The 11690-nt window shown below is 30.0% G+C and carries 9 protein-coding genes; all 9 read left to right on the top strand.

Features of this window, described 5'->3' with window-relative positions; genetic code table 11:
• The first annotated feature begins 292 nt into the window (after positions 1–292).
• The 9 genes from TR13x_RS09560 to TR13x_RS09520 all read left to right on the top strand — a co-directional run bounded on the left by TR13x_RS09560 (position 293) and on the right by TR13x_RS09520 (position 11689).
• Positions 293–2326: a BglG family transcription antiterminator gene (locus TR13x_RS09560; protein ID WP_054871709.1), complete on the top strand. Its 2034-nt coding sequence runs from the start codon at positions 293–295 to the stop codon at positions 2324–2326.
• Positions 2319–2774 (top strand): PTS sugar transporter subunit IIA, encoded by a 456-nt coding sequence (locus tag TR13x_RS09555; protein ID WP_054871708.1) that lies wholly within the window; start codon positions 2319–2321, stop codon positions 2772–2774. The genes TR13x_RS09560 and TR13x_RS09555 overlap by 8 nt, the downstream gene beginning before the upstream one ends.
• 44 nt (positions 2775–2818) lie before the next feature.
• Positions 2819–3082: an HPr family phosphocarrier protein gene (locus TR13x_RS09550; RefSeq protein ID WP_054871707.1), complete on the top strand. Its 264-nt coding sequence runs from the start codon at positions 2819–2821 to the stop codon at positions 3080–3082.
• 11 nt (positions 3083–3093) lie between these two features.
• Positions 3094–4803 (top strand): phosphoenolpyruvate--protein phosphotransferase, encoded by a 1710-nt coding sequence (ptsP, locus tag TR13x_RS09545; protein WP_054871706.1) that lies wholly within the window; start codon positions 3094–3096, stop codon positions 4801–4803.
• 280 nt (positions 4804–5083) lie between these two features.
• Positions 5084–5857 carry a DeoR/GlpR family DNA-binding transcription regulator gene (locus TR13x_RS09540; RefSeq protein ID WP_054871705.1) on the top strand — a complete coding sequence of 258 codons (774 nt, stop codon included), beginning with the start codon at positions 5084–5086 and terminating at the stop codon, positions 5855–5857.
• Between the two features lies 1 nt (position 5858).
• Positions 5859–6788: a 1-phosphofructokinase gene (pfkB, locus tag TR13x_RS09535; RefSeq protein WP_054871704.1), complete on the top strand. Its 930-nt coding sequence runs from the start codon at positions 5859–5861 to the stop codon at positions 6786–6788.
• Between the two features lie 131 nt (positions 6789–6919).
• A complete protein-coding gene (locus tag TR13x_RS09530; RefSeq protein WP_054871703.1) occupies positions 6920–8281 on the top strand; it encodes a PTS fructose transporter subunit IIC in 1362 nt (453 codons plus the stop codon).
• Positions 8282–8430: 149 nt separating this feature from the next.
• Positions 8431–11076, top strand: coding sequence for a sigma 54-interacting transcriptional regulator (locus TR13x_RS09525; RefSeq protein WP_054871702.1), 2646 nt, complete (start codon positions 8431–8433; stop codon positions 11074–11076).
• A 253-nt stretch (positions 11077–11329) separates the two neighbouring features.
• Entirely contained in the window at positions 11330–11689 is a 360-nt protein-coding gene (locus TR13x_RS09520) for a ferredoxin (RefSeq protein ID WP_054871701.1), read from the top strand.
• Position 11690 lies beyond the last annotated feature (1 nt).

Here is an 11690-nt window from a genome sequence, read left to right as displayed (position 1 = left end):
CGGGAGACCGCCTGGGAGAGTAGGTCGTTGCCGGATTTTTTTATTTTTTGTTGGTTCTTTGTTCATAGTTGAGGTAGGTATTCTAAAAAATACCTACCTTTACTTATGTTCAATTATATTATTTATATTAAACAAAAATTGCCACATTAATATGTAAAACAATATAAACTTTGTAATATAGAGAGCAACATAAAAATATGATATTATTTAACAAAGGACAATATCAAATATTTATAGGTTACCACATTAATATAAAAGTTTATTAAACAACTAAATGATTGAGGTGTTTATTATGGACTATTTTCCTAACGAAAGAAGTTGGGAAATAATAAACATATTATTAAATTCAGATGAGCCTATAACTGTAAATAAGTTAGCTGAACAATTAAATGTATCTAATAGAACTATAAGAAATGATTTAAAAGAGCTTGAGGATTATTTCTGCTTGAATAATTATGATGCGATGATTATAAAGAAGCCTAGAATAGGAGTATGGATCGAAGTAAATGAAGAAAGAAAACATTTTTTAAAAAAAGCCATTAGTAAAAGTAAATTATATATACAACCATATACATCTGAAGAGAGGAAGTTTTATATAATAAAAAGGCTTTTGCAGTCAAAAAAATTAGTTACTATGCAAATATTAGCTGATGAATTATATGTAAGTAAAGGTACTATCTTTAATGATCTAAAAGAAGTAGAAAAATGGTTGAAAAAGTTTAATTTGAAACTTAAGAAAAGACAGAACTATGGAATAGAGATTATTGGAGATGAAAATGATTGGAGAAAAGCAGCATCAGATTTGATTGTAATTCTAAAAAACAATGATAGATTAAAAAATATAATGTTGAATGCAAAAGAAGCTTATCCGAATAGCAGATTAGACTTTGAAAATTTTATACAGCTCAAAGAATTATTCCCAGATATTGATGTAAATAAGATAGAAAAAATATTGATAGAAGCTCAGGAAAAAATGGAGTTCCAGTTAGCTGATATAGCATATGAAGGGCTAATAGGTCATATTGCAATTAGTATTGAAAGATTAAAGCAAAATAAAGATATTAAGATGGATTCTAAGCAATTATCTATTATAAAGCAAAAGAAAGAGTTTGGGATTGCAAAATGGATATCAAGTAGAATAGAGGAAGAATTCGGAATTAAAATACCTGAGTGTGAAGTAGGATATATAGCTTTACATATTTTAGGTTGTAAAGTTCAACGAAAATATAAAGATTATGATGCAGACAATATTATAGAGAATATAGATCCTTTAATAATAAATTTAGCAAAAGAAATAATTACTTTGATAGGAAATATATTATCTGTTGATTTTAATTCAGATAAAAAATTACTAGTAGGACTAGCCTTGCACTTAAGGCCTACAATAAACAGATTGAAATATGGGTTAAGTTTAAGAAATCCTTTATTAACTGAGATAAAAAATAACTATCCAAGTGTATTTGGTGCTACATGGGCTACTAGTGTTTTGTTTGAAAAATATTTAGGTGTAAAAGTAAATGAAGAAGAAATAGCATATATTGCCATTCATATAGGGGCTGCTTTAGAGAGGTTAAATAGAAAAACAAGGGCAATAATTGTTTGTAATAGTGGGATTGGGACTGCACAGCTTGTTGCAGCAAGATTAGAAAAGACGATACCTGATTTAGAAATAGTAAATGTAATTTCTTCTCGCGATATTCTAAAGATGAAGCAAAATGATTTCGATATGGTAATTTCAACCATACCTATTAATTATAGTAGAAAACCAGTTATAAATATTAACCCGATAGTAGGGCAAAAAGATATAGAGAGAATAAAAAAGTATATTAAAAACATAGAAAATACAAAAAGGTTTAGGAGAGACATTAATAGTATTTCAAAAATAAATAACTTATTTGATGAAAGATTTATATACACTAATATTGACATAGATAATAAAGAAAAAGTTATTGAACTTTTAGCTGGTCAACTTGTTAAATATGGATATGTAGATTTGAAATTTATAGATTCAGCATTAGAAAGAGAAAAAATAACTTCTACTGCTGTAGGTAAAGGGGTAGCTATTCCACATGGAGTTCAAGAATATGTACAAGAACCTACTATAGCAGTTATGACACTTAAGAAACCGATTGATTGGGGGGATGATAAGGTAGATATTGTATTTTTATTAGCTTTAAAATTTAGTACTGATAATTCAACAAGGAGCTTTTTTAGGAGATTTTATTCGTTATTAGATAAAGAGGAAATTTTAAATGAAATTAGGAATAGTTCTACAAGCAAAGAAATACTTACGATTTTAACTAGGAAGGATGATGACGATGAATAAAATTATAAACAGTAAACTTGTTAGACTAGACATAAATGGAACTAACAAAAAAGAAATAATAGTTGAATTAGCAAAGCTAATTGAGCAAGAAGGAAGATTAAATAGTATTGATGAGTATGTAGAAGAAGTTTTAAAAAGGGAAGAGCTTTCTACTACTGGAATTGGGTTTGGAGTAGCTATACCACATGGTAAAACTAATGCAGTAAAAGTACCTACAGTTGCGTTTGGAAGATCAAAAAATGGAGTTGAATGGCAGTCTTTAGATGATAATCCAGTTCATATGATTTTTTTATTAGCAGTACCAGAGGAGGAAGCTTCAAATGCACATTTGAAGCTATTAGCAGCACTATCAAGAAAATTAATGGACGAAAGTTTTAGACAGGAACTTTTAACAATTGATAGTGAAGAAAAGCTGATTGAGTTACTAGAAACAATATTTACAAATTAGCTTTAAATTAATAGAACTTCAATATTTATATCAGGAGGGATAAAATGCAAAAGATAGAAGTAGCACTAAAGAATGAAACAGGATTACATGCAAGACCAGCAAGTATATTTGTAAAAGAAGCATCAAAATATATGTCAGATATAAAAATTATAAAAGATGCTAAAGAATACAACGCTAAAAGCATAATTGGTATATTAAGCATTGGAGCAGGAAAAGGAGATAAATTAACAATAATATCAGAAGGAGAAGATGAAAAAGAAGCAGTAGAAGCACTTAAAGCGCTAATAGAAAGCAGCTTCGGAGAATAGGAGGCAAAAAGATGAAAGGGATAGCAGCTTCACCAGGAATAGCCATAGGTAAAGTTTTAATTAAAAGAGATTCTCAAATAAAAATAGAAAAAAAGAATATAGACAATATAGAAGATGAAATAAAAAGACTAAATAAAGCAAGAGAAATGAGTAAAACACAAATACGAACAATATACAAACACACACTAGAAAACATAGGACAGAAAGAAGCAAAAATATTTGAAGCACATATGATGATATTAGATGATCCCGAATACTTTGGACAAGTAGAAGAAAAAATAAAAACAGAAAAAATAAACGCAGAACAAGCACTAAAACAAGTAACAGATACATTTATAGAAATATTTCAAAACATGGACAACGAATACATGAAAGAAAGAGCTTTAGACATAAAAGATGTATCAAATAGAGTAATAAGAGAATTGCTAGGGGTAGAAACAACAGATTTATCAAAACTAGAAGAAGAAGTAATAATAATATCCGAGGACTTAACACCATCAGATACAGCACAAATGGATAAAGAAAAGGTGCTTGGATTCATTACAGAAATAGGCGGCAAAACATCACATTCAGCAATAATGGCAAGAACATTAGAGCTGCCAGCAGTAGTAGGAGTAGAAGGAATAATCAAAAGCGTTAAAAATAGAGACGTAGTAATACTAGATGGAGAAGAAGGAATAGTAATAATAAATCCAGACGAAGAAACATTAAAAAAATACAAAGACAAAAAAGAAAAATATCAAAAATACAAAAATAAACTTAAAAAGCTAAAAGGAAGAGAAAGTATAACAAAAGACGGATTTAAAGTAGAACTAGTAGCAAATATAGGAACACCAAAAGATATAGAAGGAGTAATTAGAAACGATGCAGAAGGAGTAGGACTATATAGAACAGAATTTTTATACATGGATAGAAAAAGTTTACCAACAGAAGAAGAACAATTTAATGCATACAAGGAAGTAGCAGAAAAGCTAGAAGGAAAACCAGTAGTAATAAGGACATTAGATATAGGAGGAGACAAAGACCTACCATATCTAGAACTACCAAAAGAAATGAATCCATTCTTGGGATACAGAGCTATAAGACTTTGCCTAGATAGAATAGAAATTTTCAAAACTCAGCTTAGAGCATTACTAAGAGCAAGCATTTATGGAAATATAAAAATAATGTTCCCAATGATATCAAGCATAGAAGAACTAAGACAAGCAAAGCAAATACTAGAAGAAGTAAAAGAAGAGCTTAGAAGAGAAAACATAAATTTTAGCGAAGGAATAGAAGTAGGAATGATGATAGAAATACCATCAGCGGCAATAATGTCAGATATATTTGCAAAAGAAGTAGACTTTTTTAGTATAGGGACAAATGATTTAATTCAATACATAACAGCAGTAGACAGAGGAAACAGAAAAATATCATATCTATACAGCCAATACCATCCAGCACTATTAAGGCTAATAAAACAGGTAATAGACAATGGACATAAAGAAGGAATATGGGTAGGTATGTGTGGAGAAGTAGCAGGAGACCCAAAACTAATACCAATACTTATAGGTATGGGACTAGATGAATTCAGCATGAGCCCTATATCAATACTAAGAGCAAGATGGATAATAACAAATATAGAACAAAAAGAAATGAAAAAATTTTTGCAGCACATATTAAACCTACCAACAGCAGAAGAAGTAGAAAAGTTTATAAATGAGAACATCAATATAGAATAATTAGATAGTTTTGTGTATATAGATTACAAACCTCCTAAAATAATGACCAAGTTCATTATCTTAGGAGTTTTTATTTTGTCAAAAGTTCAATTTACTATTTTTATCTGTTTTTGGGCAAAGGAAAGTGATATTTAACAAGAATCGTTAAAAAATACGGAATTGGCTATTGACAATTAGATGTATATTTTATAAAATTAAATCAATCATAATCAATCATAATCAATCATAAAAAATCAAACAATAACATATAATTATAATAAACGAGCATAGGGGTGCTTTTATGTTTGCAGAAGAAAGAAAAATCAGAATTGCTGAAATGATTAATCGGGGAGAAAGTGTTAAAGTATCTCAGTTAGCTAAAATGTTTGGTGTATCTGAATCCACAATAAGAAGGGATTTAAATGAGTTAGATAGTTCAGGTATTATAGTAAGAACTCACGGAGGAGCTGTAAGGCCTGATATAAATAAGTTTGAAGCTTCATTTCTTCAAAAGCAGGATGAGCATTCAAGAGAGAAAGAGTTGATAGGCAAATTAGCAGCAAGCATCATAAAAGATGGAGATACAATTATTTTAGATTCAGGGACTACAACGCAATATATTGCTAGATTTATTACTGCTAAAGATGTTACAGTAATAACTAATTCGATTCCTTTAAGTTATGAATTGTCAAATAGAGATGATATTGAAGTAATAACAACTGGCGGAGTGATAAGGCCAACTACAAAGGCTACTGTTGGACCTATTACCGAAAGAACTATAAGAGAATTTAGAGTAGACAAGGTATTTATTGGAGCCAATGGGATCTCTTTAACTTCAGGAATTACAACTCCTAAACTTAGTGAAGCAAATGTTAAAAGAGTGATGATGAGTGTTGCAAATAAGGTATATATAGTTGCTGATGAGTCTAAATTTGATAAAGTTTTCTTTTCGGTTATTTGTGATATTAAAGATGTAGACTATATTATAACTAATAAAAAACTTTCAGAAGATCAAATGAAAAGTTATGAAAAGCTGGGAGTTGAGATAATTACAGACATTAAAAGGGGGAAATAAAGTGATATATACTGTTACCCTAAATCCTGCAATAGATAAGACTATTGTGCTTGAAAAACTAAAAATAGGTAGTGTAAATAGAACTATTTTTTCAAGAACAGATGTAGGTGGAAAGGGAATTAATGTATCAAAAGTTTTAAAAATACTAGGTTGTAAAAGTACAGCTACAGGTATTTTAGGAAATAAGAATGCAGATATGTTTATTGAGTATCTACACAATCTGGACATTGAAACAAAATTTCATATTATCGAAGGAGAATCTAGAACAAATATTAAGATAGTTGAAAAAAATAACAATATGTGTACAGATATTAATGATAAAGGTTTAAAAGTACAGCAAGATGAGATAAACAAATTTATAACTAGCCTACTAGCTAGTGTTACTGATGGAGATATTGTTGTATTATGTGGCAGTCTACCAGTAGGTGTAAATCCTGATATATATAAGGAAATTATATTACAATTAAATGAAAGAAAAGTAAAAACAATATTAGATGCAGATGACAAACCATTAGTAGAGGGGATCGAAGGGGCTCCTCATATCGTGAAACCCAATATATCGGAATTAAAAAAGATAGCTAATGTAAGTGAAGAAAATACCCATTCTATCATTGAAAGTGGAAGAAAGCTTATTGAAAAAGGTATTGAAAAAGTATTGATTTCTTTAGGTAGCAAAGGCTCTTATTATATTACATCGGAAGTATGTTTATACGCATTTCCTATTGAGGTAGATATAAAGAGTACAGTGGGTGCTGGAGATTCTTTGGTAGCTGGTTTAGCATATTCATTAGAAAATAATTTAAATGAATATGAAACTTTAAAATTAGCAACAGCAAGTGCTACAGCAAAGATAATGACAGAGGGGACAAAGGAACCAAATTATAATTTAATACAAGAATTATTGGATAAAGTAAAAATTATTGAATGTTGATAAACAATAAGAATGCAGGCTATAGACAAAATAAAATAAGGATCTTATTGAAGCTAAAAGTTATGCTGATATTTTTAAAGGGGTTTATAATATAGGCTTTATGCCTAATTAAAATAAAAGGGGGAAGGCAAATGAAATTATTAGCTGTTACATCATGTCCTACAGGTATAGCCCATACATACATGGCTGCTGAGGCATTACAAAAAGCAGCTAAAGAAATGGGAGTATCCATAAAGGTTCAAACTGTAGGTTCTATTGGAGTTGAGAATGAAATAACAAATGATGACATTAGAGAAGCACATGCAGTAATAATTGCAGCAGACACAAAGGTTGATAAAAGTAAATTTCAAGAATTACCAATGATTGAGGCATCTGTTCAAGATGCAATTAAGGATGCTAAAAATTTGATTGAAAGAGCTATGAAGCTTGAGAAGAAGGATTTTGTAGACAAAGTTTATGAATTAAAACAAGAGCAAAAGAAAAAAAGAAAAGGTGCTTATCAGCATTTGATGACTGGCGTGTCTTATATGATACCTTTTGTTGTTGCCGGGGGTATTCTAATAGCATTATCTTTTGCTTTTGGTATTGAAGCATTTAAAAATCAAGGGACTTTGCCAGCTGCTCTTATGCAAATTGGTGGGGGTTCAGCTTTTGCATTGATGGTACCTATTCTTTCAGGTTACATAGCATATTCAATAGCTGATAGACCAGGTTTGGTACCAGGTATGGTAGGTGGTTTATTAGCATCTCAAATTGGAGCAGGATTTTTAGGAGGAATTATAGCAGGTTTCTTAGCAGGTTATATTATCTTATTTCTTAAAAACTCAATTAAACTTCCAAAGACATTAGAAGGACTTATGCCAGTGCTTATATTGCCTTTACTATCATCATTGATAGTAGGACTTGTAATGATATATATAATTGGAAAACCAGCAGCAGCTCTTAACTCTAGTCTTAGTAATTGGCTTCAAAACTTGCAACAGGGTAGTGCAATTATATTAGGGTTAATATTAGGGTTAATGATGGCATTTGATATGGGAGGCCCAATAAATAAAGCCGCATATACATTTGCAGTTGGAACTCTAGGAACAGGTGAACCTTCAGCAGTAATGGCTGCAGTAATGGCTGCAGGTATGACACCACCTTTAGGAATAGCTCTTGCTACTTTTATTGCTAGAAATAAATTTACTAAAGAAGAAAGAGAAGCAGGTAAAGCAGCATTTTTCTTAGGAATATCCTTTATTACTGAAGGAGCTATCCCTTTTGCAGCAGCAGACCCATTGAGAATAATACCTTCTATAATGATAGGTTCAGCAGTTACAGGTGCATTATCAATGTTATTTAAAGTGACATTAGCAGTTCCTCATGGTGGAATATTTGTACTTCCAATTCCTAATGCAGTTAGTAGATTAGGGTTATATACATTAGCCATTATAATAGGAACAGTGGTTACTGCAATTTTAGTAACTACATTAAAACAAAAGAGAGAATAGTGATAAATATATATTTGAAAGGACCTTGTCTATATATGGCAAGGTCTTTTTTTGTTAAAGACTAATAACTATTTATAATAATAATCTACTAAAACACATATTATTTATAACATATAGGAAATTGTAAAACAATTAAAGGGGCGATATCTATGCAGGATATTATTAGTATAAGTCAAAATAAGTGTAAACAATGCTATTCTTGTGTTCGGAATTGTCCTGCCAAGGCTGTACAAATAGAAAGTGGACAGGCTAAAATAATTTATTCAAGATGTATTAATTGTGGTAAGTGTATTAAAAGTTGTCCTCAAGAAGCAAAAATAGTTATTGATAGTAAAGGGAAAACGCTTAGTATATTAAGAGAAAATGATACAGTTATAGCCTGCATAGCTCCTTCATTTATAGTAAGTTTTCATAAATATAATTATAAAAAGATAGTTGGTGCTTTAAAGGAAGTCGGTTTTTCAGAAGTATGGGAAGTTGCAGTAGGTGCTGAGTATATTATTAAAGCTATCAGTCATCATATTAAAGATAAAGAAAACAATCTTTTTTTAAGCTCTCCTTGCCCTGCATTTATATCTTTAATAGAAAAGCATTATCCAGAAATGATAAAGTATCTTTTGCCATTTGTATCACCTATGATTGCTACAGGAAAGATTATTAAAAAGCTACATAAAAACAAAAATATTAAGATAGTCTTTATTGGGCCTTGTGTAGCAAAAAAGTGCGAAGCGTTAGAACCACAATTTAATGGAATTATAGATAGTGTACTTACGTTTGATGAGTTAAAAGATATTTTTGCAATTAAAGGTATTAATATTGAGAATGCCAAAGAAATGGATTTTGATAGTATATATTGCAATGAAGGGAAACTATTTCCTTTATCAGGAGGGCTATTGGCAAATTTTAAGTCTTTATATAATTTGGAAGAAAGTGAATGTGTAGTTATAGACAATGATAATGATTGTATTGAATTAATAAATGCTATTAAAGCTGGTAAATTTAAAAGTAAGTTTGTTGATGTTTTAATGTGTAGAGGATGTATAGATGGGCCTAAGATTGATAGTAGTTTAAACTATTATGAAAGAGTTAATAAGATTTATGAATATATAAAAGATAGTATCAAGAAAACGAAAAAACTAAATATAGAATTAGATTTTATAAGATATTATAGGAATAAAAGAAGTATATTACCTTATCCTACAGAAAATGAAATACAGAGAATATTAAATATGACTAATAAATTTACTAGAGAAGATGAATTAAATTGTGGTGCATGTGGATATAGTACATGTAGAGATAAAGCAATAGCTGTATTGCAAGGAATTGCAGAAGTAGATATGTGTTTACCATATCTTATTTCTAAAAAGACTAAATTAGTTGAACAATTGTCTGAAACATTAAAGGAGACAGAAAACTTAAAAGATGAATTAGAAGCAGTTATTGAGTCATCATATGATGGTTTTGTAGTTACAGATGGAAAGGGTAGAATATTGAAAACAAATTCAGCGTGGAGAAAAATGGTAGGTTATGAAACTAAAAAAGAAGAATCTGTTAAAGATATAGAAAGTAAAAATATTATATTTCCTTCAGCAACTTTATTAGTATTGAAAGAAAAAAGAAGAATATCTTTTATTCAGCACTCTCATAATGGGAAAGAGTACTTGGCAACAGCTACACCTATATTTGATAGTAATTCTTCGATAAAAATGGTAGTAACTAATATAAGAGATATAGATGAATTAAATAGATTAAGAGATCAAATAGAAGAAACTAGGAAGCTGCAAAAATATTATAAAGAGACTAAAAGTAGAACATATAACAAAGAATATCACAATGAAAATATTGTAGCTAACAGTATTGAATTTGGAGAAGTATTAAGTTTAGCAAGTAGTGTAGCAAAAGTTGATTCTACAGTTTTGATTTTAGGAGAGTCAGGTGTAGGAAAAGAGATTGTTGCAAATTTTATACATAATTTAAGTACAAGAAAGGATAAGCCTTTTATTAAAATTAATTGTGGTGCTATACCATACAATTTAATTGAATCTGAGTTGTTTGGATATGAAACAGGTGCTTTTACAGGAGCAAAAAAGAAAGGAAAACCAGGACTTATAGAGCTTGCACATGAAGGAACGCTATTTTTAGATGAAATAGGAGAGATTCCTTTAAATTTACAGGTTAAATTATTAAGAGTCATACAAGAAAGAAAGATTATGAGAATAGGAGGAATAAGAGAAAAGTATGTAGATGTAAGAATAATAGCAGCTACAAATAGAGATTTATATAGTATGGTGCAAAAAGGAGAGTTTAGAGCTGATTTATACTATAGATTGAATGTAGTTCCTATAGAAATACCTCCACTTAGAAAAAGAAAAACTGATATTCTTCCACTATGTTATCATTTTTTAGAGATATTTAATTCTAAATATAGATGCAGTAAAAGATTATCTAAAACTGTTGAAAGAATTCTTGAAGATTATAATTGGCCTGGGAATGTACGTGAGTTGGAAAATTTAATTGAAAGAGTAGTAGTTACTACACCAAGTGAAGTCATAGATGTTAAAGATTTACCTATGTTTTTATTAGAAAATACTAGTGATTATTGTAAGAAAGTAGATATAGAAGGGATAATACCTTTGAAGGAAGCTGTTGAATTAGTTGAAAAGAAATTGATTGAAAAAGCATATAGAAAATATAAATCTACTTATGAGATGGCAAAAGTATTAGGTGTTAATCAGTCAACGGTTGTAAGAAAGATACAGAAATATATAAAGAGTAATGCTTTAGAGCATGATTAAATGCAGTAATGCATTATAAAGAGCAGTAGACAGTTTACAGTAAACAGTCAAAAGTAGAAGTTATCAGTTAGAAGTCAATAGTTAGTAGTCGATAGATCTTCACCTGTCGGCTATTATCTATTGACTTTTTTTGTTCCCTGTTACCCGTCTTCTGTCATCTGTTCACCAATTCCAGTACCAAGTACCTAGCACCTAGTACCTATTTGGCATAAATTATGCATTTTATATTTAGCAAATAAAGGGGGGGTCAGATATGAGGTTTAATGATTTCTATCAGAATTTAAGGAAATCAGCTGAGGAAGCTATAAAAAACAAGAGAGAAAATGGGAAAATAAGAGCCGTACTAGGATATTCAATATGCAGTGTAAGTGTTGGTGCTAATGAAGTACTAAGATCAATGCAGGAAGTTTTAGTTGAAGCAGATATTGACAATGTAATATTAGAAACTACTGGCTGTATAGGACTTTGCTCTAAGGAACCATTATTAGATATATATATGCCAAATGGTGAGAGATACACTTATCAATTAGTAACGCCTTCGAAAGCTAGAGCTATAGTTATTTCTCATTCTCTTTATGGAGAACCAATGGAAGAATGGTTACTAAAAATGTAAG

It is taken from the genome of Caloranaerobacter sp. TR13, from assembly GCF_001316435.1.
Classification (GTDB): Bacteria; Bacillota; Clostridia; order Tissierellales; family Thermohalobacteraceae; genus Caloranaerobacter.
The sequence above is the reverse complement of the archived record's forward strand: the minus strand, read 5'-3'. Positions and strand labels throughout refer to the sequence as shown.

Excerpts from the sequence above, each read along its gene's own strand:
- TR13x_RS09560 (WP_054871709.1), top strand. The coding sequence starts at position 293 with ATGGACTATTTTCCTAACGAAAGAAGTTGGGAAATAATAAACATATTA.
- TR13x_RS09555 (WP_054871708.1), top strand. The coding sequence starts at position 2,319 with ATGAATAAAATTATAAACAGTAAACTTGTTAGACTAGACATAAATGGA.
- TR13x_RS09550 (WP_054871707.1), top strand. The coding sequence starts at position 2,819 with ATGCAAAAGATAGAAGTAGCACTAAAGAATGAAACAGGATTACATGCA.
- ptsP (WP_054871706.1), top strand. The coding sequence starts at position 3,094 with ATGAAAGGGATAGCAGCTTCACCAGGAATAGCCATAGGTAAAGTTTTA.
- TR13x_RS09540 (WP_054871705.1), top strand. The coding sequence starts at position 5,084 with ATGTTTGCAGAAGAAAGAAAAATCAGAATTGCTGAAATGATTAATCGG.
- TR13x_RS09530 (WP_054871703.1), top strand. The coding sequence starts at position 6,920 with ATGAAATTATTAGCTGTTACATCATGTCCTACAGGTATAGCCCATACA.
- TR13x_RS09525 (WP_054871702.1), top strand. The coding sequence starts at position 8,431 with ATGCAGGATATTATTAGTATAAGTCAAAATAAGTGTAAACAATGCTAT.
- TR13x_RS09520 (WP_054871701.1), top strand. The coding sequence starts at position 11,330 with ATGAGGTTTAATGATTTCTATCAGAATTTAAGGAAATCAGCTGAGGAA.